Source organism: Methylophilus sp. 14 (genome assembly GCF_015354345.1).
GTDB lineage: Bacteria > Pseudomonadota > Gammaproteobacteria > Burkholderiales > Methylophilaceae > Methylophilus.
In genome coordinates this window covers 118,343-140,140 of the sequence record NZ_JADKYS010000004.1, presented here as the reverse complement: position 1 = coordinate 140,140, position 21,798 = coordinate 118,343, and the positions used below count along the sequence as shown (strand labels likewise).

Below are 21,798 nucleotides of genomic sequence, written 5' to 3'. Positions count from 1 at the left end.
GTGTCACACCCTAAACAAGTTAATGTGCAAAAAAGGCCAATATCAGAATGCCAAACACAATTCGGTACCAGGCAAACACCGCAAATGAATGCTGGGCCACAAAGCGGATCAACGCGCGAATCACCACCAGCGCAGACAAAAATGAGACCACAAAACCAATCAAAAAGATCAATGCATCATCAGCAGACAGCAAATCACGCGCCTGGAACAAATCCAGCCCGGTCGCCGCAAACATAATCGGCAGCGCCAAAAAGAATGAAAATTCGGTAGCTGTTTGACGGCTCAAGCCAAAACACATGCCACCCAGAATGGTGGCCCCTGAACGTGACATGCCAGGAACCAAGGCCAGCGCTTGAGCAAACCCGATTTGCAACGCCTGTTTGGCAGAAATCTGGTCTACATCACGTGTTTGGCCTGCAGGTGCAAATTTTTCAATCAGCAAAATCAGCACGCCACCCACCACCAGCGCAATGCCAACGGTGAAAGAGGAAAACAAATGCTCTTTAATTTGATGATGAAATGCCAGCCCGATTAACGCCGCAGGCAAAAAAGCGATGATCAGGTTACGCACAAAATGCTGAGCATTAGTGTCGGTTTGAATGCGCTGAACGGTATTCCACAGGCGCTGGCGGTATTCCACACACACGGCCAGAATGGCCCCTAGCTGGATGATGATTTCAAACACATCGCGTTTATCTTTAGAGAGAAAATCCAGCCACTCCCCGGTGATGATCAGATGTCCAGTACTACTGACAGGAATAAACTCGGTCGCGCCTTCGACCAGGCCCATGATCACGGCCTTCAGCATCAAATAAATATCCATGGCTGTATTCTAGCAGACACTGCAAAGGACTTGCGGGATGTTGGGGAAATTAGCAGGATTAGTCATACCGTGAAATATTTGGTCATAAAGGTTGTTCTTTGTTGTGATGTACTTTTTCGCCTCTCGGCGAGTCACTTTCTGATGCTTGCCCCTCAGAAAGTAACCAAAGAAGAGGGCACCCAGCCATCACGGCCTTCGGCTCCCTTGCGTTGCTCAACAAAATAAGCCGGTCACGAAACTCGCCCTGACAAGCCACACACTTCGTGGCTTGTTGCGGAGCTCAGACAGTCGCTCCCTCTACTCTTATTTTGTTTCCGCTACTCAGCGTGATGAATGGGACTATTCTCATTTAAGTACCAGCGTGAAAGTTGGACGGTTAAAAAACCAGACTCTTTTCTTTTCAGTTCACTAATGGTTGCAGTCGCATGGTGTCCGGGGTCCCCATCTGACGCGCCGAGCAACGCAGGATTGACGGGGGCCTTCGGCCATCGGCTGTTCGAGTTCCGCGGTGGCTTGCGCAGTGTGCAAGCCGCTAGGGCGAGTTTCGATGGCCGCCCGGCAAGCCGAGTAGCACAGGAAACAAGCGGAAGCTGGGGTGCACTTTCTTTTGGTTACTTATTCTTTGTGCAAGCAAAGAAAAGTAACTCGCCGAAAAGGCGAAAAGCAACCCAACAAACAACCACAAAACCCGCGTGGGCAACCATGCCCACCCTACGAGTAAGACTACGAATCTAAAGAATAACCTTTTATTGCTATTTCTCCTTGCCTGAATTCCGGCCTACGCCGGAATGACGCATGATAGGTTATAAATATCGAAGCAGAGAAGTACAGGAATGATTGTCCTATCTAACTCTAAAAACATTCGTCAATAAAAAAGCGCCTTGATTACTCAAGGCGCTTTAGCTTTATAACAAACAGCGATTACTTCAAATCAAACCGATCCGCATTCATGACCTTGGTCCAGGCGGCCACAAAATCCTGCACAAATTTTTGTTTGGCATCGTCTTGCGCATACACCTCGGCATAAGAACGCAGTATTGAGTTAGACCCAAACACCAGGTCAACGCGTGTCGCCGTCCATTTCACAGCACCCGTGCTGCGGTCACGCACTTCATACAGGTTTTTACCTGTGGGCACCCAGGTGTAACGCATATCAGTCAGGTTGACGAAAAAGTCGTTACTGAGCACGCCTGGTTTATCGGTAAACACACCGTGTTTGCTGCCACCATGGTTGGTATCCAGCACACGTAGGCCGCCTATCAGCACCGTCATTTCTGGTGCGGTGAGACCCATGAGTTGTGTGCGGTCCAGCAGCATTTCTTCTGGCGTGGGCACGTAGTCGGCTTTGAGCCAGTTACGGTAGCCATCATGCACGGGCTCCAGCACGTCAAAAGACTCGGCATCGGTTTGTGCTTCGCTGGCATCGCCACGTCCGGCGGCAAACGGCACGTTTATTGCGACACCTGCTGCCTTGGCCGCTTGCTCAACGGCAGCGGAACCACCCAAGACAATCAGGTCAGCCAGGCTGACCGGTTTGCCAAAAGCCTGCTGGATACCTTGGAGCACAGCCAGCACTTTTTGCAATCTGGCGGGCTCATTGCCTGCCCAGTCTTTTTGTGGCGCAAGACGAATACGTGCGCCGTTAGCACCACCGCGGTAATCCGACGCACGGAAGGTACGTGCGCTGTCCCAGGCGGTGGCAACCAGTTCAGCGGTGGTCAGACCACTGACCAGAATTTGCGTTTTCAGGGCCGTAATGTCTGCGTCACTCAGGCCAGCATTGCCTGCGGGCACCGGGTCTTGCCAAATCAGGTCTTCTTGCGGCACATCCGGGCCGATATAACGTGCTTTAGGGCCCATATCGCGGTGCGTCAGCTTGAACCAGGCACGCGCAAACACTTCTGAGAAATAGGCCTGATCATCGCGGAAACGCTCAGAGATTTTGCGATAAATCGGGTCTTTAATCATGGCCATGTCAGCATCGGTCATGATCGGGTTATAACGAATCGACGGGTCTTCAACATCGGTCGGTTTGTCTTCCTCTTTAATGCTCACGGGCTCCCACTGCCAGGCGCCTGCCGGGCTCTTACTCAGCGCCCATTCGTGGTTAAACAACATGGCGAAATAACCGTTATCCCAACGCGTCGGATGCGTCGTCCAGGCGCCTTCAATGCCGCTGGTGACCGTATCCCGGCCAACACCGCGCGTCGTGGTGTTGTTCCAGCCGGTGCCTTGCTCATGCACATCTGCGCCTTCTGGGTCTGCCCCCAGATTGCTAGCCTGGCCGTTACCGTGTGCTTTACCCACGGTGTGACCACCGGCGGTCAATGCCACGGTCTCTTCATCATTCATCGCCATACGGGCAAAGGTTTCGCGGATATCCCGTGCGGTTTTTAACGGATCCGGGTTGCCATCTACCCCTTCCGGGTTGACGTAAATCAGGCCCATCATCACCGCAGCCAGTGGATTTTCGAGGTCACGCTGGCCTGAATAACGGCTGCCTTCACTACCGGTTTTGGCCAGCCACTCTTTTTCGTTGCCCCAATAAATATCTTTTTCAGGATGCCAGATATCTTCGCGGCCAAACGCAAAACCAAAGGTTTTTAGTCCCATAGACTCGTAAGCAATGGTACCAGCCAAGGCAATCAAGTCAGCCCACGACAGCTTGTTGCCATATTTCTTCTTGATCGGCCACAGCAGGCGACGTGCCTTATCGAGGTTGACGTTATCAGGCCAGCTATTGAGCGGTGCAAAACGCTGGTTGCCGGTGCCTGCGCCACCACGCCCATCCGCCACACGATAGGTCCCGGCGGCGTGCCAGGTCAGGCGTATCATCAAGCCACCGTAATGACCCCAATCTGCTGGCCACCATGACTGACTGTCAGTCATTAATGCATGCAGGTCTTTTTTCACAGCCGCCACATCCAGCGTAGAGACGGCTTCGCGATAGTCAAAATCTTCGCCAAGCGGGTTAGTTTTGCGGTCATGCTGATGCAAAATATCCAGATTTAAAGCATTCGGCCACCAGTTGGTATTGGATTGTCTGCTGGCAGTGTTTGCGCCATGGGCAAAAGGGCACTTGCCGCTTGCGTGTTGTTGATTCTCCATGTCTTAGCTCCTTTTTGTGGTTGTGCTCATCAATATACTACTTCTTGATTATTGCGGTAATAGTGGTTGTTTAGGGCAGTCACTCCTGCCTTCACCTGCTTAAAAACTGGCCGCATAAGCTGCCAATGTTTCCTGTAATTCCTGCTGTTTGCTATAAAGCCATGCCAACATGCGTTCTCCCTAGGTATGAAATGTGGGTTGTGAAATGTGAGTACATGACTTGCATTCTAGGCAGTGCAATCTAATTTGCATAATTGTATGTTTTGATATTATTGATTAATAAAATTAATAGAATTACACTATTCAACATATTCTCGATGAAAGCACTGTCATGACCCTGATAGAGTTAAAGTTTGTATTAGCCGTGGCACAAGAACGTAATTTTCGCCGCGCAGCCGAAAAGTGTTTTGTGACGCAGCCAGCCTTGAGTTTAGGCATTAAAAAGCTGGAAGAAGAATTAGGCGTCTCGTTATTTGAGCGCAACCGCAACGAGGTCACGCCAACCGACATTGGCGAGCAGATTATTGCGCAAGCCAATATTGTGCTGGAACAAGCCGCCAAAATTAAAGACATGGCCAAGCATGGCAATGATCCGCTCAATGGCCTGTTTAAACTGGGCATGATTCACTCCGTCGGCCCTTATTTGCTGCCAGAAATTATTCCGCCACTCATCAAGACAGCCCCGCATATGCCACTGGAGGTCGAAGAAAACATTACGGCGACCCTGGAACAGCAGTTGAAAAATGGTGTGATTGATGCGGCCGTGATTGCTTTGCCATTCAATGTGCCAGGCATAGAAATCCTCCCGCTTTACGACGAAGACTTTAATGTGGTGGTCCCTGCGAGTCACCCGTGGGCAACGCGCAAAACAGTGGGTGCAGATGAATTAGGTGGCGAGAAAGTGTTGCTGCTGAATACCGGGCATTGCTTTAGCAATCAGGTGACCCAGGCATGCCCGGAGTTAAACCGCAAAGGTGAGGTACTGCAAGGTAACTCGCTGGAAACCATACGCAACATGGTGGCATCCAACTTGGGCATCACGGTATTGCCGGCCATGGCGACGGCGGCCCGTTACCAAAATCCGCTGATACGTGTGATTCCATTTAGCAAACCCGCGCCTAGCCGCCGCATTGCCCTGGCCTGGCGTAAAAGTTTTGTGCGTACGGCTGCGATTGAGACGCTAGGAAAAGTGATGACAGAGGTGGGCGCAGGGCAGGCGCAAATTGCGCGCCTATGATGCCTGGCTAGTTAGTAAGCAATGGCAACACGGAACCCGGTCACCAGTTTTTCATCCACACCGAGCAAGGCTTTAACCGCCTGCTCTTGCTGCGGTGCCAGGCCTTGGTCAAGATTGACCGAGGCGGGCAGATAGTCTTCGGGCTTAAGCGTTTTACGTAAAACGGGCTCATCTGCCATATTGGTCAAGGTTAACTCGACTTTGGGATAAGCCTGTGCCACAGCACCATGATTCATCAGCACGCTGGAGAAAATCAACACGCCCTGACGCTCTTTATGTTCCTGAATATCGGCATCGTCTATGGTTAACTGCGCAAGGTCGCGTGGCAGACTCACCTCACAGTGCAATGACTGGCACATGGCCTGCAACAGCGGCTTGGTAGGGGGATAATTGGCCGCCAGGCTGGTGCGTGTGAAGTATATCCATTGCCATACGACTAATAACACCAGCAGGCCTGACAGCCCAATAAACAGGCGCTGGCCGGCTGGCGTTTCAATCACAGCAGGGCGCTCATCGGCCAGAGAAACGTCGCGCAAGAATGCGGGAATAAGCGGCTCAGTATCACTGTCCGTGTCAGCACTCAAGTCTAGGGAAACCGCATCAGGCAACAGTAAATCAGGCACCGCCGCGGGCACGTCGGCATTGGCTACCTCGGCGCTTACCTTGAAATAAACCGCTGCATCGCTGGTGGCTTCTGTAGTATTTGCCTCTGTTAAGGCTGAAACAGGCGCATCCAGCAAATGTGAGCGGGCATCAAACACATGGTCACATTCGCCACAGCGCACCTTGCCTGCATAGGCCTGCAGTTGCTCGTCTGTGACTTCGAATTGTGTTTGGCAGGCCGGGCAGGCCGTAATCAAGGACATTTTCTGGTTCCCGTCAGCAAGACCCATCCATCTTGCTGGATGGGGGCATCCATTTCAAACCACTCTGAGTAATGTGCCAGCAAGATGTCCTGCTGGCTATCTAATATGCCCGATAATGCAACTTTGCCGCCACTTTTGCAAGATGCGGCAATCACCGGCGCCAGCACCATGAGCGCGCTGGAAAGAATATTAGCCACCACAATATCAAACGGCTCGTGCAGGTAATCTGCAGAATCGTAGAAAATGGCATCGACCTGATTGTTAGCCGCATTATCGCGGCTGGCAATCACGGCCTGGGTATCAATATCCACGCCAGTGGCACTTTGTGCGCCCAGCTTTTTTGCCGCAATGGCCAAAATCCCTGAGCCACAGCCATAATCCAGCACATGTGCCTTAGCCAATAACGGTTTGGGCAATTGCGCTAACCAGCTCAGGCACAAATGAGTGGTCGGATGACTGCCGGTACCAAATGCGAGGCCAGGATCCAGCACAATATTAATCGCGTCAGCGTTCGGCGCTTCATGCCAGGAAGGCACAATCCATAGCTGATCTGTAACCCGTATGGGGTCAAACTGGGCTTGTGTCGCACGCACCCAGTCCTGCTCCTCGATCTGCTCCAACTGGTATTTCAAGCCATCCAGTTGCAACTCGGATTGCACACTAGCCAGCAAGGCCTGCACATCCGTCTCAGCATCCAGCATGGCAGTGACAATATTTTGCTGCCAGATTCCCGGTGGTGGATCGCCAGGCTCACCAAAAATCGCTTGTTCTGACAAGGTATCAGCGTGCGCATCTTCAATGCTCACTGACAAGGCGCCATGCTCCATGAGCACGTCACTGAGCGCCTCGGCCTGAGGTTCGGTCGATTGAATTTTAAGTAACAGCCAATGCAACATTATTTCGAGCTGATGCCCAGCTTCTGCTCCAGGTAGTGAATGCTGGTACCACCTTGCTGGAAGGCCAAATCGGCCATCAGGTCGGAATGCAGCGCAGTATTGGTTTTAATGCCTTCGACATACATCTCGGACAACGCCACACGCATTCTGGCAATTGCCTGTTCGCGCGTCGCGCCGTGTGTGATCAATTTACCAATCATGGAGTCATAATGCGGTGGCACGGTGTAGCCGCCATACACATGCGTATCCATGCGCACGCCAGGGCCGCCAGGCATATGAAAACGGTTGATAAAACCAGGTGACGGCACGAAAGTGTAAGGATCTTCGGCGTTAATACGGCACTCAATGGCGTGGCCATTCAACACGATATCGCGCTGACGGAACGGCAATTTTTCGCCCGCGGCAATAAAGATTTGCTGTTGCACCAGATCGATACCGGTGATCATCTCGGTCACGGTATGTTCTACCTGCAAGCGTGTGTTCATTTCAATAAAATAGAACTCGCCGTTTTCGTACAAAAACTCAAACGTGCCTGCACCACGGTATTTAATCTTGCGGCAAGCCTCGGCACAACGTTCGCCTATCTTGTCGCGCAAGCGCTCAGGCAGCAATGGAGAAGGCGCTTCTTCAATGATTTTTTGATGACGGCGCTGCATGGAGCAGTCACGGTCACCCAGGTAAACCGCATTGCCATGCTGGTCAGCCAGAATCTGGATCTCGATATGGCGCGGATTTTCCAGGAACTTTTCCATGTAAACCATGGGGTTGCCAAACGCGCTTTGCGCTTCGGCCTTGGTCATATTCACCGCATTGAGCAACGCGGCTTCAGTATGCACCACACGCATACCACGGCCACCGCCGCCACCTGCGGCTTTAATAATGACCGGGTAACCAATGCGCTTGGCCGTTTTCATGATTTCGGCCGGGTCATCGTTCAAGGCGCCATCAGAACCTGGCACACAAGGCACACCGGCTTTTTTCATGGCATCTTTGGCTGAAACCTTGTCGCCCATCAAGCGGATGGTTTCGGCGCGCGGGCCGATAAAGACAAAACCACTTTGCTCTACACGTTCGGCAAAATCAGCGTTCTCAGACAAAAAACCATAGCCAGGGTGTATCGCTTGGGCGTCGGTCACTTCTGCGGCACTGATTACTGCCGGAATATTCAAATAACTTTTTGCTGACGGTGCTGGGCCAATACACACAGACTCATCAGCCAGTTTGACATATTTGGCATCACGGTCGGCTTCAGAGTGCACCGCCACCGTTTTAATCCCCAACTCACGACAGGCGCGTTGCACACGCAAAGCGATCTCGCCGCGGTTGGCAATCAGTATCTTCTCAAACATTATTCACTCCGCGTCTCAATAGCCGCGTGGCTTTCAGCCACGACGCAATTTAACTTCGTTGCTGCGCTGCCCACCGGCAGCTGGTCGCCGCGGTTGGCAATCAGAATTTTTTCAAACATAGCGATTAACCAATCAGGAACAGAGGTTCGCCGTATTCGACAGGCTGACCGTTTTCAACAAAAATCTTTTTAATCGTACCGGCAAATTCGCTCTCAATTTCATTGAGTAGTTTCATTGCCTCGATAATGCACAAGGTGTCCCCGGTGCTGACACTGCTGCCAACGTCGACAAAGGCTTTGGCATCCGGTGAAGACGCGCGGTAGAAGGTACCCACCATTGGTGATTTAACCACTTTGCCATCCAGTGCTTCCGCTGGGGCAGCCGCAGGTGCTGCGGCCGCTGCTACAGCAGGCGCCGGTGCTGCTGCCACAGGCGCTGGAGCAGCCACATACTGGGTGACAGGCGCGACGCCTGGTGCCATGGCACGGCTGATACGTACTTTTTCTTCGCCTTCGGTCAGTTCCAGCTCGGAAATCCCCGATTCCTCGACCAGATCAATCAATTTTTTGAGTTTACGTAAATCCATAAAAGCCTCGATGTAAATGTTTTAAATGTTATTAGAGTTGTTGGATGTAGCGATATGCGGCGTAGTAGCCCTCTGCGCCCAAGCCGCAGATGACGGCGGTCGCAATATCACTGAAATAAGAGTGGTGCCGGAATGACTCCCGCGCATGCACGTTCGATAAATGGACTTCGATAAACGGCACCTTGACCGCAGATAAAGCATCACGAATGGCAACGGAAGTATGTGTGAACGCGGCTGGATTAATGATGACATAATCAACGTGGTTCACGGAAAGTGCGTGTATTTTCTCGATAATCTCAGCTTCGGAATTACTTTGAAAAGTATCCAGGCGCACCTGATCGGCGCGCGCCAAGTCTTGCAAACGTTGATTAATGTCTGCAAGCGTTTGGCTGCCATAATGCTGCGGCTCACGGGTGCCCAGCATATTTAAATTGGGTCCGTGAATCACCAGGATAGATTTGGTGCCCATTTCACATGCCTCTCAGGGAGAAAAATACAACCTTCATGGCGTCGAAGTTTGCCGAAGTTATTGCATTTTGTCCAGCGGAATTCGCAGTTTAAAGAAAATTGAAAGTCGCTAATTGAGTAGACAATTGAAGTGGTTATGTCGCGAACAAGCGGGGATTGACAGATTGTACGGGCACCAAAAAAGCCGCCAACACACTACAAATTGAGGGCTTTTTGCAGCATCTCGCGATTGACACGGCCAAAGAAAATCTGCGTCACCTCGCCTTGCGCGGAGATGATCACCGTATAAGGTAATACTCCCTTATGATTGCCCAAAGTTTCTGCCAAAGGCATGCCTTCATTTTCGGCAATCAGTAGTGGGTAGCTGACCGGGGAGCTTTCAGTAAACTCGTGCACCGCCGCCGCTTCATCAATCGCCAACCCCAGGACAACAATCTCAGGGTGCGCCTTGGCGAGGGCAGAAATTTCCGGCATTTCTTCGCGGCAAGGCTCACACCAGGTGGCCCAAAAGTTCAATATCACTGGCTTGCCCTGATATTGCGCTAAAGGGTAGGCTTTGCCGCTGTGATCAAACAGCGTGGCGGCCCATAAGGGGGCAATCTGCGCCGCACTCGGCAAAGCCGAGTCGCTTGCCATCCATTGATCGCGGTTGAGATACAGCCAGCGAAAGCCGCTGCCCAGCACCACCATCAATAAAACCGTCATGACCACACGGGCAACATTACGCATGTGGTGATGCCTCCATGGGCTTTAATTCTGGCTTTAATTTAAGTGCGCGGACGGTGCGCGCAAAACGCTCAGCGTCCTGGTAACCCTTGATAACCGGCTGCATGGCCTTGCCCTGCGCATTGAAAAAGACCATGCCTGGCGGCCCGAACAAAGCAAATTGTTTTAATAACGCAGCATCTTCAGCACGATTGTCAGTCACATCAGCCTGCAACAGCAAGACGCCTTGCAACTCAGCCCGGACGGCGGGGTCACTAAATACAAACTGCTCGTATTCCTTGCAGGAAACACACCAGTCGGCATAAAAATCCAGCATCACTGGCTGGCCATTAGCGGCCTTTAGGCGTTGCTCAAGGGCTTGCACACTCTGCACGCGCTCGAATGCCAATGGCTGCACCTTGGCGGACGAACTTGCCATCAGGTTTTGTAATGGCTGCAGCGGCGAGCGCGCCCCTGACCAGGCACCTGCGAGCAAAGCAATCCCGTATAGCAGCAAAATGACCGCAAACCCTTTGCCCACTCGCTGCGCGGTGGTCGCTATCGCCGGTAGCGGATCGATTGCCCGCCAATAAATCGCAGGCACAATGCAAAGCGCTGCCCATAGCACCAATTGTACTGCCACCGGTAGAATCGGGCTGATCACCCAAATCGCCACGCCCAGCATCAGCACACCAAACAGACGCCGCACTGTATTCATCCACTCACCGGCTTTAGGCAGCAATGTGCCCGCAGAGGCTCCAATCAATAATAATGGCACACCCATCCCCAAGGACAGTGAGAACAACGCCATCGCACCCAGCGCGACATCATGGGTCTGGCTGATATACAGCAGCGCACCCGCTAACGGTGCGGCCACACAAGGGCTGATAATCAGCGCGGAAATAGCGCCCATGAGAAAGTCACTGAGCAAATGACCGCCTTTAAAGCGGTTGCTCCAGTTAAAAAAGTAATTCTCAACCGCGCTAGGCAATTTCAACTCATAAAAACCAAACATTGAAAAAGACAGCACCACAAAAATCAGCGCACCAGCAATCAGGGCGGCTGGGGTTTGCAAGGCGCTACTCAATAACTGCCCGGACAAACCAGCCGCAACACCTGCCAGCGTATAGGTCAGACACATGCCCAAGGTGTAAGCCAATGACAAGGTAAAGGCCTTGCCACGCGACACATGCGCATTTTTGCCAACAATAATGCCTGACAAAATAGGAATCATGGGGAACACACAAGGGGTCAATGCCAGCAACAAACCGGCCCCGAAAAAGCCAGCAACAATCTGCCACCAGCGGCCAGAAGACAATAACTTGCCTGAGAACTCATCGCCGGTATCAGTCGTCGTCTGCGCTGCTAGCGGCTGATTAGCGATGGGAGAGTCGGCGGCCAATGGCAACGATTTGGTTTGCGGCGGATAACACAAGCCCTTTTCACTACAGCCCTGATAGCGCACCTGCACGGTAGCAGGCGCCGTGCCAGTAAACGTGACCTCAGCCAGGGTGTCATGGTGAAACACCTGCTGCTCACCAAAGTTAGGATCATTTTTGGTTTCGCCAGCAGGCAGCGCAATGGTTGCAGTGTCGCCAGCGGGCAATACCAGTTGTATGCGTTCGCGATACAAATAATGCCCGGGCGCTACCACAAACTTGAGCTGTGCATGGCTGGCGTCCACCATCCCGGCCTCGACCTTAAAGGCCTGATCCACAGGCAAAAAGTCCTCGCTACTATCCTCAGTAAACAGTTTTGAGAACTGTGACGCCGCATGCACAGGAGACATCGCAAGCAGTAATACCGCCAGCATCGCCCAGTTTCTTAACCAAATCTTGATCAACGACTTACTCCCGCCCCATTGTTTCTGTTGCCACCCATGCCAGATATTCCGGCAAGCCCTCGTTCACATGGATGCCAACAATCTCTGGAAGTTCATAAGGATGCAGCATCCGTAGCTTAGTCTCGCAAGCAGCGTATCCCTTACGAGTGGTTTTGATGGTCAGGCCTATCTCTTCAGCGCGCTCAACTTGCCCCTGCCAGTGGTAGATAGACGTGACGGGGCTTGAAATATTGACACATGCCGCCAACTTCTCTGTAACCAGCGTCTGCGCGATATGCTCGGCACATGTCCTGTTCGGCACATGCGTAAACACGATTATAATTTCCTCTTTTGGCGTCATGGGCGCTGACTCACAGACAGGATTCTGACATGCGTTTTCTCATTTTTGCTATTCTACTGGCTTTTCCGTTTCTGGAGATAGCCGTCCTGATCGAACTCAGTCAGCGCTATGGCTGGTGGGTGCTGGTCTATTTGGTCACGATTGGCTACCTGGGCCTGAAACTTATCCGCAGCGAAAAAGACCTGATTGCTGCGCGCATGTTCCAGCAAATGGGCGCGAGTGGCAATCCCGTTTCGGCGATGTTTTCAACTGCCAGAAATATGTTTGCCGGGGTGTTGTTACTTATCCCCGGGGTGATCAGCGATGCGCTTGCTGTGCTATTACTGCTGATCCCCACTGGCAAGGCTGGCCGGGGTCAAGCTGGCCATACGCAGGCGCACTACCATGCCAGCGCCAACGATGAGGTCATTGAAGGCGAGTTTACCGAGGTCATAGACCCCAGGCCAGCAGACAATGTGGTGCATTTGCCACGCAAAGACTAAGCGATAGAAAACCGTACATCATGAACCATGTCTTGATTGAAAACAGCGGCCACACTTTTGACGTGCGCCCTAGCCAAACCGTGCTGGAAGCCGCCATCGAAGCCGGCATCAACCTGCCTTATGGCTGCCGCAACGGCGCCTGCGGTGCCTGCAAGGGCAAAGTACTCACCGGCAAGGTCATGCATGACGACTACCAGGGCAGCGCCTTAACGGACGCCGAACTTGCCGCAGGCATGGCGCTATTTTGCTGCGCCAGACCACTGGAAGACCTGGTGATCGAATGCCGCCAGATCGACATGGTGCAGGGCATCAAGCCGCGCATTTTGCCTGTACGCGTTCAAAACAAAGAACAACTGGGCGATGACGTGATGGTGCTGCATTTGCAATTACCAGGCACCGAGCAACTCACCTTTATGGCCGGGCAATATATCGAATTTCTGCTCAAAGACGGTCGCCGCCGCGCCTTCTCCATCGCCAATGCACCGCACGAAAAAGGCTTTATTGAACTGCACATCCGCAAGATTGCTGGCGGTCACTTCACCGAGCAAGTCTTTAACGAAATGCCGGTAAAAACCATTCTGCGTATCGAAGCGCCTTTAGGCAGTTTTTTCCTACGTGAACAAAATGAAAAACCCATCATCATGGTCGCCGGTGGCACGGGTTTTGCCCCGGTGAAAGGCATGATAGAACACATGATTTTCAATCAAATTACCCGGCCGGTGTACCTCTACCGTGGCGCGCGCCAGGCAGGTGATTTGTATATGGACGACCTCTGCCAGCGCTGGGCGCAGTTTATGCCGAATATTCAATATATCCCGGTGATTTCAGATGGCAATGATAGCGATGATTGGGATGGACGTCGCGGACTGGTGCATCAGGCCGTGCTGGAAGATCATGCCGACTTGAGTGGATTTGAAGTGTATGTCTGCGGCGCTCCGGGCATGGTGGACGTTGCCAAACAGACGTTTGTGGCCCAAGGTTTGCCGGAGGAAGAGTTTTATAGTGATGCGTTTACGTTTGCGCCTAAGTGAATGATTAGCTCAGCACATTCTTGGCTGTGTAGGTAATTTTTGCTTGCGAAGACTGTCTTCAATCTTGAATGTTTGGCGGATGATTAATGAAAGTATTTCTTTCGTCTTTGGGCGACCGTTCTTTCTTATGCTTGTCCATAAGAAAGAAGGCAAAGAACAAGACACCCTAGCTTCCGCTTGTTCCCTGCGTTGCTCATCAGCGTGGGCGTCCATTGAAACTCGCCCTGAAAAGCCACACACTTCGTGGCTTGTTGCGGAACTCAAACAGCCAATGGCCGAATACTCCCACGCTGATTGCGCTACTCGGCGCGTCAGATAGGGGCCCGTTAACCCCCACCACGATGCTACGTTCGTTGGGGGATATTAAATTCAGGGCGCTAGAAAGCTTTTCACTTCAAAGCTGTAACTAAAAACCATTTTCTTTTTTCAGGGTGATCGCACGGGAAGCAATGCAAAGAATCTCACCGCATTAAAAGCGTGTGGTTTTATGGGCCCCTATCTGCCGCGCCGAGTAGCGCAGCCAAAACAAGGATGAAGGGAGCGACTGTTCGAGTCCCGCAGCAGCTCACGTATCTTGTGAGCTGCCAGGTCGAGTTTCGTGACCGCTTGTTTTGGTGAGCAACGCAGGATAAAAGCGGAAGCTAGGGTGCATTTCTTTTGGTTACTTATTCTTTGTGCAAGCAAAGAAAAGTAACTCGCTATAAAAGCGAAAAGAAACAGCACAAACAACCACAACCGTGTGGGCATGCATGCCCACCCTACGAGTAAGACGACCAATCTAAAGAATAACCTTTTATTTCTATCTCACCACGCCTGGATTCCGACCGACGCAGGAATGACACAGAAAAACTGGCAAGAAAGAGTCGAATTAAAACTAGCCCTTCAACCACCTAGCAATATCCATCGCATAATACGTCAACACGCCATCCGCCCCTGCGCGTTTAAACCCAAGCATCGCCTCTAACACGCAAGCCCTCTCATCCAGCCAGCCATTCTGCGCAGCGGCCTTGAGCATGGCGTATTCACCGCTCACATGATAAGCATACGTCGGTACGCCAAACTCGTCTTTAACGCGACGAACGATGTCCAGATACGGCATGCCTGGTTTCACCATGACCATATCGGCGCCTTCTTCCAGATCCAGCGCGACTTCTTTCAACGCTTCGTCGGAGTTGGCAGGGTCCATTTGGTAATTGTATTTGTTGCTCTTACCCAAATTGCCTGCAGAACCCACCGCATCACGGAACGGGCCATAAAACGCAGAAGCATATTTGGCGGAGTAGGCGAGTATGCGTGTGTAAATATAGCCTTGCTCTTCCAGCGCATCGCGGATGGCGCCAATACGGCCATCCATCATGTCAGACGGGGCGACTATGTCAGCACCGGCTTCGGCGTGGCAGAGAGCCTGTTTAACCAACACCTCAACGGTTTCATCATTAAGCACATAGCCGCTATCGTCAATGAGGCCATCCTGGCCGTGCGTGGTGTATGGATCTAGCGCAACATCAGTAATCACGCCCAGCTCAGGGAAGGCTTTTTTGAGGGCACGCACCGTGCGCGGCACTAGGCCATCCGGGTTGTAGGCTTCTTTGGCATCCAGGCTTTTATATTGCTGTGGTACAACCGGGAATAAGGCCAGCGCCGGAATACCCAGTTTGACGCACTCTTCGGCGGTTTTCAGTAATACATCAATGCTTTGACGTTGCACGCCAGGCATGGAGCTGACGGACTCGATCTGCCCTTCGCCTTCCAGTACAAATACCGGGTAAATCAGGTCGTTAGTGGTCAGCACATTTTCGCGCATCAAACGGCGCGAAAAGTCATCTTTACGCATACGACGCGGGCGAATCGCGAGAAATTGATTACTCATGGTCAGTCCTTTTTAGCCAAATACTCTGGCCAGTTCAGCGCCTGGATCATCCTGGCGCATAAAAGCTTCACCGACCAAAAAGCCGTTAACGTTGTGGCTGCGCATCAAGGCGACATCTTCGGGCGTGAAAATGCCTGACTCAGTGACCACAAAGCGGTCTTCAGGTGTTTTTTCGAGCAGATCGAGTGTGGTTTGCAAAGTGACATCGAAGGTACGAAGGTTGCGGTTATTAATGCCCAATAAAGGTGTTTCCAACTGCAGGGCCAGTTCCAGTTCGTCGGCGTCATGCACTTCTACCAGCACCGCCATGCCCAGATTGTGGGCAGTGAGTTCCAACTCGCGCATTTGCGCCAGTTCCAGCGCGGCGACAATCAGCAAAATGCAGTCAGCGCCCATGGCGCGCGCTTCATAGACCTGATAAGGATCGATCATGAAATCTTTGCGCAGCACCGGCAGTTTACAAGCGGCACGGGCTTTCTTTAAATACGCGGCAGAGCCTTGGAAATACTGTTCATCGGTCAGTACGGACAAACAGGCTGCACCGCCTTTTTCATAGCTTTTGGCGATCTCGGCCGGGTTAAAATCCGCACGAATGATGCCTTTGGACGGGCTGGCTTTTTTAATTTCAGCAATCACCGCCGGTTTATCGGCATCCACTTTGTCGACAATATTGCCAATAAAGTCACGACAATCTGGCTGGTCCAGCGCTTCTTCACGCATGGCATCCAGCGATTTGAGCGCTTGTGCCTTGGCGATTTCTTCGCGCTTGGTGGCTAAAATTTTATTTAAAATATCAGACATAATGTACTCGCATGTTTATCGTTTCACTTACTGGCTGCGCGCATGCGCGCTTACTGGTAAGTATGCTCTTGATGTTTAATCCAGCCGCTCTGGCGCCCTTGCGGATCGTGGTGCGTCCAATGCATGATGCCACCTTTGGGGTTGTAAATATATTCCCCTTTAAATGTCACCTCATCGCCCACACGCAGATTTTCCACCCGTGGTGCCAGGTCAATATTATGCGCAAATAACAAGGTTTGCTCAGCCGAAACACTCACTAAAAAACGCTGGTGCCGGGCACCTTTATTATCGTCAGGCAACAGCTTTTTAACTACGCCGTGACCTTCTAGCCAGACATGGCTTTGCTTTTGCGCAAACGCCTGCTTGACTGCTGCATTATCTTCCGATGACAGCCCAGAAGAAAGTGATTGAAGACTCAGCGTCTGAACCTGTGATTTAACTTCAACCGTTGACTGTGGCCGATTGCTTGCACCATCACCGCTGACACTCTGTTGCGACGCCTGCTGGCACGCCGCCAGCAAACCGAACAGTGCCATCAATGCATAGCGTTTCATGCCGCCTGGCTCAAGGCCTTGAGTTGTTGCAGTTTATTCAAGGCCGCGCCTGAATCAATGGACTGCGCCGCTTGCGCAATGCCCGATGGCAAATCACTGGCCAGGCCAGACACATAAATGGCCGCACCGGCGTTGAGCAAGACGATATCGCGGGCCGGGCCTTTTTCACCCGACAGCAAACCCAGAATAATCTCACTGGAATGCTGCGCGCTTTCAACCCGGATACTGTTGATGTCATGCAATGGCATGCCAAACTGGGCCGGGTTCAAGGTGTATTCACTGACTTGACCGCTTTTAAGCTCCGCCACATAGGTGTCGGCAGAGAAAGAGATTTCATCCATTTCATCGGCACTATGCACCACCATCACATGCTCGCTGCCCAGCTGCTGCAAGGTTTGCGCCAGCAATGGCACCAGGTCGCGATGAAACACGCCCATCACCTGGCGCTTGGCACCCGCCGGGTTGGTCATCGGGCCTAATAGGTTGAACATGGTACGCACACCCAGCTCGCGGCGCACAGGCGCAGCATACTTCATAGCCGCATGGTGGTTAGGCGCAAACATAAAGCCAATGCCCGCTTCGTTCACGCAACGCACCACTTGCTCCGGCGTCAATACGATATTCACACCCAGGGCTTCGAGCACATCGGCAGAGCCGCTTTTTGAAGACGCTGCACGGCCACCATGTTTGGCGATTTTTGCGCCTGCCCCTGCGGCAACAAAGGCTGACGCGGTTGAGACATTAAATACCTTGTTAGGCGCACCGCCCGTGCCACAGGTATCAATCAAATGACGCGTATCATCAATGACCACTTTGCTAGAGAGCTCACGCATCACCTGCGCAGCGGCGGCAATTTCAGTGACGGTTTCACCTTTAACACGCAAGGCGGACAAAAAGCCCGCAATCTGGATCTGGGTAAACTCGCCGCTCATGATCTGCTGCATGATTTCCAGCATTTCTTCATGCGTAAAATCGGTGTGATCAATCAGCCTTTGCAGCGCAATTTTGGGCATGATGGCCATCAATAGCCTTTCAGGAAGTTGTCCAGCAGCTCATGCCCATACTCGGTCAGAATCGACTCCGGGTGAAACTGCACGCCTTCGACGGCCAATGTTTTATGCTTAACGCCCATAATCTCGCCATCTTCGGTCCAGGCGGTGATCTCCAGACAATCCGGGATGGTTTCGCGCTCGATCACCAGTGAGTGGTAACGCGTGGCGGTATAAGGGTTAGGCAGATTTCTGAACACGCCGGTATTGGTGTGGTGTATCAATGACGTTTTACCGTGCATCAGCGTTTTGGCCTTGATGATGTTGCCACCAAATGCCTGGCCTATGCTCTGGTGACCCAAACACACGCCCAGCAAAGGAATCTTGCCAGCGAACGCGTGAATCAGCGGTACGGAAATGCCTGCTTCATTGGGCGTACAAGGCCCAGGAGAAATCACGATTTTTTCCGGCTGCATTGCCTTAATTTGTTCCAGTGTGATTTCATCATTTCTGTGCACATGGACGTCTTGCCCCAGCTCGCCAAAATACTGCACGAGGTTGTAGGTAAAAGAGTCGTAGTTATCAATCATCAACAACATATCAGGCTCCTTTTCCTGTATTTGATTGGGCTTCGCTGTCCAGGCCTGCTTGCACCAGCTCAGCGGCGCGGATCACGGCTTTGGCTTTATTCTGGGTTTCGTCCCATTCGCTTTGCGGCACAGAGTCGGCGACAATCCCTGCCCCGGCTTGCACATAGAGTTTTTTGTCTTTAATCACAGCGGTACGAATCGCAATCGCCACGTCCATGTCACCGTTAAAGCCTAAATAGCCCACCGCACCAGCGTAGATACCTCGCTTGGACGGTTCCAACTCTTCAATGATTTCCATGGCCCGCACTTTTGGTGCACCAGACACCGTACCTGCAGTAAAGGTGGCTTTAAGCACATCAATCGCATCGAGTCCGGGCTTGAGCTGGCCTTCTACATTGCTGACGATATGCATCACGTGCGAGTAACGCTCTATGGTCATATTGTCAGTAACCTTGACAGTGCCGGTGAGCGCCACACGACCGACATCGTTACGGCCCAAATCCATCAATTGTACGTGCTCAGCACGCTCTTTCGGGTCAGCCAGCAACTCAGCTTCAAGTGCTAAATCATGATCGCGGTTTTTGCCGCGCGGACGCGTGCCCGCAATAGGGCGCGAGGTGACCGTAGTATCTTCGAGGCGCACCAGAATTTCTGGCGACGCGCCAACCACGTGGTGGTCATCCATATCGTAATAGAACATATAGGGTGATGGGTTGAGACTACGCAAAGCGCGGTACAGACTGAGTGGCGACGCTTCAAAGTCTTGCGTCATGCGTTGGCTTAGCACCACCTGCATGATGTCGCCTTCAAGAATATATTGCTGCGCTTTTTTCACTGCCGTTTTGAAGTTTTCTTCGCCAAACTCTGACAATGCCTGCGTTTTACTGGTCGGCAGCGCGGCAGGAATGTCTACTTGTGTGCGCAATTTTGCCAGCAAGGCGTGCATGCGGGCACAAGCCGTTTCATAGGCGTTTGGCTGTGTCGGGTCGGCGTAGACAATAAAATACAATTTGGCAGACAAGTTATCGACCACCGCAATTTCTTCCGACACCATCAGCAGGATGTCTGGTGTGCCAATCGCGTCCGGTTTTTTGTTTTTGCCCAGGCGCTTTTCAATATATTGAATGGTCTCGTAGCCGAAATAGCCCGCCAAACCGCCGGTGAATCGCGGCAAGCCATCGTAGGGTGGCGTTTTAAAACGCGCCTGGTAGGCTTTGATAAAATCGAGCGGATTTTGGTCATTGTGCGACTCTAAAACCTGATCGCCTTGAATCACTTGCAGTGCCTCATCACGCACCACAATGCGGGTCGTCGCTGGCAAGCCAATAATGGAATAACGGCCAAAGCGTTCGCCGCCTTGTACGCTTTCCAGCAGGTAAGAGTAGGGTTGGTTAGCCAGTTTTAAATACAACGACAGCGGCGTATCTAAATCGGCAAAGGTTTCCATCACTAGCGGAATACGGTTGTAGCCTTGCGCCGCCAGCGCGTCAAATTCGGTCTTGCTTAAGGTGCTTAACATGATGCTTTTTCCAGGTTGATCGTCGAATGTGTCGTGGGCAAGCCTCACGACAGATCAGTGCAAATGGCGTGCACCAGCGCCGGGGAGTAGGACTAGCCCCGCCACGAACGACGCCAGCTTAATACTGGCCAACTGGAAGAATGATGAGCACAAAACATCATGATATCTGAACAAATTTCTTGTTATCCCCGCTTAAGAGAGCAGGTAACTCCAGCAAGTTCACCACCTCGGTGAGTTGCTGCACCGTGGCATCCACGGTTGCCACATCAATGGCACGCCCTTGATTATACCCATAAGGCACAGTCACCACAAAGCACCCCGCAGCATGTGCCGCCTGAATATCGGTTTCAGAGTCGCCTACCAGCAGTGCCTCGGCTGGCAAAGTGCCTAGCTTTTGGCAAATATGCAACAGCGGCAACGGGTCTGGTTTCTTTTTAGGCAAGGTGTCGCCGGAGACGACGATTTCAAAAAAATCCGCCAATCCGGCATGCTGCAATAAAGGCAAGGTGAATTTTTCTGGCTTGTTGGTGACACAGGCTAAACGATAGCCTTGTTTTTTCAATTGTTGCAACGCAGGCAACACGCCAGCAAAGGCCTGGCTGTCGGTCGCATTCGCCTCATAAAAACCATGATACAGCGGTTGCGCACGGGCAAATTCCTGTGCATCAGGTTCGCCATGCATACTACCAACCAAACAACGTTTGATCAGGTTTTGCACCCCTTCGCCAATATAAGTAGTGATTTGCGCTTGCGGCAACATTGGTTTGCCTAAAGCCGCCAGCATACGGTTGGCGGCTTCGGCAATTTGCGGCGCGGTATCAAGCAGGGTGCCGTCCAGATCGAACATCACGACTTTGACTTGAAACCGCATCACTTAAACCTCAAAAAACAACATAGCCTAAACGAGGCCACGATTTGGAAGCTTGGTCGCGCGCAAAAAAGCAGGACGCAGCCTACAAGTAGTAGGTAAGTCCTGATTTTTTAAGCAGCAACGAAGCATCGTGACGGATTATGTTGTTTTTAAACAGTGGCTAAAGACGCACGCATGGCCGCTACAACCGTGTCATAACGGTTAGGATCGGTATCTTTAGGCGCACCAAAAATCGCGCTACCTGCCACAAACGTATCAGCACCAGCTTTCGCGATTTCTGCAATGTTATTCGCATTCACGCCGCCATCTACTTCCAGCCAGATTTGACGGCCAGTTTGTTCGTAGTAAGCATCAATACGGGCACGTGCTTGTTTCAGCTTGTCCAATGTCGCTGGAATAAACTTCTGGCCACCAAAGCCCGGGTTCACAGACATCAGCAAAATCATGTCGACTTTGTCCATCACGTAGTCCAGGTAGTGCAATGGTGTGGCTGGGTTGAATACCAGGCCAGACTTACAACCGCTGTCACGGATCAAAGCCAGGCTGCGGTCGATATGGTCAGACGCTTCCGGGTGGAAAGTGATGATGTCAGCACCGGCTTTGGCAAAGTCAGGAATGATACGATCCACTGGTTTCACCATCAGATGCACGTCAATCAGCGCGCCAGCATTGTGAGACAAATCACGAATGGCATCACACACCAATGGACCAATGGTCAGGTTAGGCACGTAATGGTTATCCATCACGTCAAAGTGAACGATGTCGGTGCCGGATTTAATGACGTTTTCGATTTCTTGGCCTAATTTGGCAAAGTTGGCAGAAAGAATACTTGGGGCAATGCGAAAAGTTTTGTCCATGCTGGTGTTCCGT

The 21,798-nt window shown here is 51.9% G+C and carries 21 protein-coding genes; 3 read left to right on the top strand and 18 right to left on the bottom strand.

Annotated elements, in window-relative coordinates; translation table 11 throughout:
- Positions 1-19: 19 nt before the first annotated feature.
- Positions 20-823, bottom strand: coding sequence for an undecaprenyl-diphosphate phosphatase (locus tag INP78_RS11500; RefSeq protein ID WP_194742335.1), 804 nt, complete (start codon positions 821-823; stop codon positions 20-22).
- Between the two features lie 921 nt (positions 824-1,744).
- Positions 1,745-3,931, bottom strand: coding sequence for a catalase/peroxidase HPI (katG, locus tag INP78_RS11495; protein WP_194742334.1), 2,187 nt, complete (start codon positions 3,929-3,931; stop codon positions 1,745-1,747).
- A gap of 331 nt (positions 3,932-4,262) precedes the next feature.
- On the opposite strand from katG, the gene INP78_RS11490 reads away from it, so the two are divergent.
- On the top strand, positions 4,263-5,168 hold the full coding sequence (locus INP78_RS11490) for a hydrogen peroxide-inducible genes activator (protein WP_194742333.1): 906 nt from the start codon (positions 4,263-4,265) through the stop codon (positions 5,166-5,168).
- 11 nt (positions 5,169-5,179) lie between these two features.
- Here INP78_RS11490 and INP78_RS11485 read toward each other — a convergent pair whose 3' ends face one another.
- The 8 genes from INP78_RS11485 to cutA all read right to left on the bottom strand — a co-directional run bounded on the left by INP78_RS11485 (position 5,180) and on the right by cutA (position 12,221).
- A complete protein-coding gene (locus tag INP78_RS11485) occupies positions 5,180-6,034 on the bottom strand; it encodes a DUF3426 domain-containing protein (protein ID WP_194742332.1) in 855 nt (284 codons plus the stop codon).
- Positions 6,025-6,927 (bottom strand): 50S ribosomal protein L11 methyltransferase, encoded by a 903-nt coding sequence (gene prmA / locus INP78_RS11480; RefSeq protein WP_194742390.1) that lies wholly within the window; start codon positions 6,925-6,927, stop codon positions 6,025-6,027. The genes INP78_RS11485 and prmA overlap by 10 nt, the downstream gene beginning before the upstream one ends.
- A gap of 2 nt (positions 6,928-6,929) precedes the next feature.
- On the bottom strand, positions 6,930-8,279 hold the full coding sequence (gene accC, locus INP78_RS11475) for an acetyl-CoA carboxylase biotin carboxylase subunit (protein ID WP_194742331.1): 1,350 nt from the start codon (positions 8,277-8,279) through the stop codon (positions 6,930-6,932).
- Positions 8,280-8,403: 124 nt separating this feature from the next.
- Positions 8,404-8,865: an acetyl-CoA carboxylase biotin carboxyl carrier protein gene (gene accB / locus INP78_RS11470; protein WP_194742330.1), complete on the bottom strand. Its 462-nt coding sequence runs from the start codon at positions 8,863-8,865 to the stop codon at positions 8,404-8,406.
- 31 nt (positions 8,866-8,896) lie between these two features.
- Positions 8,897-9,334, bottom strand: coding sequence for a type II 3-dehydroquinate dehydratase (gene aroQ, locus INP78_RS11465; RefSeq protein WP_194742329.1), 438 nt, complete (start codon positions 9,332-9,334; stop codon positions 8,897-8,899).
- 194 nt (positions 9,335-9,528) lie between these two features.
- Positions 9,529-10,062, bottom strand: a complete 534-nt coding sequence (locus INP78_RS11460) for a TlpA disulfide reductase family protein (RefSeq protein WP_194742328.1) — start codon at positions 10,060-10,062, stop codon at positions 9,529-9,531.
- The gene (gene dsbD / locus INP78_RS11455) at positions 10,055-11,851 is read right to left on the bottom strand and encodes a protein-disulfide reductase DsbD (protein WP_194742389.1); all 1,797 of its coding nucleotides are present in this window, start codon (positions 11,849-11,851) and stop codon (positions 10,055-10,057) included. Before dsbD ends, INP78_RS11460 begins: the two co-directional genes overlap by 8 nt.
- A 34-nt stretch (positions 11,852-11,885) precedes the next feature.
- A complete protein-coding gene (cutA, locus tag INP78_RS11450) occupies positions 11,886-12,221 on the bottom strand; it encodes a divalent-cation tolerance protein CutA (RefSeq protein ID WP_194742327.1) in 336 nt (111 codons plus the stop codon).
- Positions 12,222-12,250: 29 nt separating this feature from the next.
- On the opposite strand from cutA, the gene INP78_RS11445 reads away from it, so the two are divergent.
- Both INP78_RS11445 and INP78_RS11440 read left to right on the top strand, forming a co-directional pair.
- The gene (locus INP78_RS11445; protein ID WP_194742326.1) at positions 12,251-12,703 is read left to right on the top strand and encodes an FxsA family protein; all 453 of its coding nucleotides are present in this window, start codon (positions 12,251-12,253) and stop codon (positions 12,701-12,703) included.
- A gap of 20 nt (positions 12,704-12,723) precedes the next feature.
- A complete protein-coding gene (locus tag INP78_RS11440) occupies positions 12,724-13,734 on the top strand; it encodes a CDP-6-deoxy-delta-3,4-glucoseen reductase (RefSeq protein WP_194742325.1) in 1,011 nt (336 codons plus the stop codon).
- Between the two features lie 874 nt (positions 13,735-14,608).
- On the opposite strand, the gene hemB is transcribed toward INP78_RS11440, so the two are convergent.
- The 8 genes from hemB to rpe form a co-directional block, all read right to left on the bottom strand.
- Entirely contained in the window at positions 14,609-15,604 is a 996-nt protein-coding gene (gene hemB / locus INP78_RS11435; RefSeq protein ID WP_194742324.1) for a porphobilinogen synthase, read from the bottom strand.
- Positions 15,605-15,616: 12 nt separating this feature from the next.
- Positions 15,617-16,405, bottom strand: coding sequence for an indole-3-glycerol phosphate synthase TrpC (trpC, locus tag INP78_RS11430; protein ID WP_194742323.1), 789 nt, complete (start codon positions 16,403-16,405; stop codon positions 15,617-15,619).
- A gap of 50 nt (positions 16,406-16,455) precedes the next feature.
- On the bottom strand, positions 16,456-16,959 hold the full coding sequence (locus tag INP78_RS11425; protein WP_194742322.1) for a DUF3465 domain-containing protein: 504 nt from the start codon (positions 16,957-16,959) through the stop codon (positions 16,456-16,458).
- Positions 16,956-17,981, bottom strand: coding sequence for an anthranilate phosphoribosyltransferase (gene trpD, locus INP78_RS11420; RefSeq protein WP_194742321.1), 1,026 nt, complete (start codon positions 17,979-17,981; stop codon positions 16,956-16,958). The genes INP78_RS11425 and trpD overlap by 4 nt, the downstream gene beginning before the upstream one ends.
- Entirely contained in the window at positions 17,981-18,547 is a 567-nt protein-coding gene (locus INP78_RS11415) for an aminodeoxychorismate/anthranilate synthase component II (protein ID WP_194742320.1), read from the bottom strand. The genes trpD and INP78_RS11415 overlap by 1 nt, the downstream gene beginning before the upstream one ends.
- A 1-nt stretch (position 18,548) precedes the next feature.
- Positions 18,549-20,057: an anthranilate synthase component I gene (gene trpE / locus INP78_RS11410; RefSeq protein ID WP_194742319.1), complete on the bottom strand. Its 1,509-nt coding sequence runs from the start codon at positions 20,055-20,057 to the stop codon at positions 18,549-18,551.
- Positions 20,058-20,214: 157 nt separating this feature from the next.
- Positions 20,215-20,928 carry a phosphoglycolate phosphatase gene (locus INP78_RS11405; protein ID WP_194742318.1) on the bottom strand — a complete coding sequence of 238 codons (714 nt, stop codon included), beginning with the start codon at positions 20,926-20,928 and terminating at the stop codon, positions 20,215-20,217.
- 149 nt (positions 20,929-21,077) lie between these two features.
- The gene (rpe, locus tag INP78_RS11400) at positions 21,078-21,785 is read right to left on the bottom strand and encodes a ribulose-phosphate 3-epimerase (RefSeq protein WP_194742317.1); all 708 of its coding nucleotides are present in this window, start codon (positions 21,783-21,785) and stop codon (positions 21,078-21,080) included.
- Positions 21,786-21,798 lie beyond the last annotated feature (13 nt).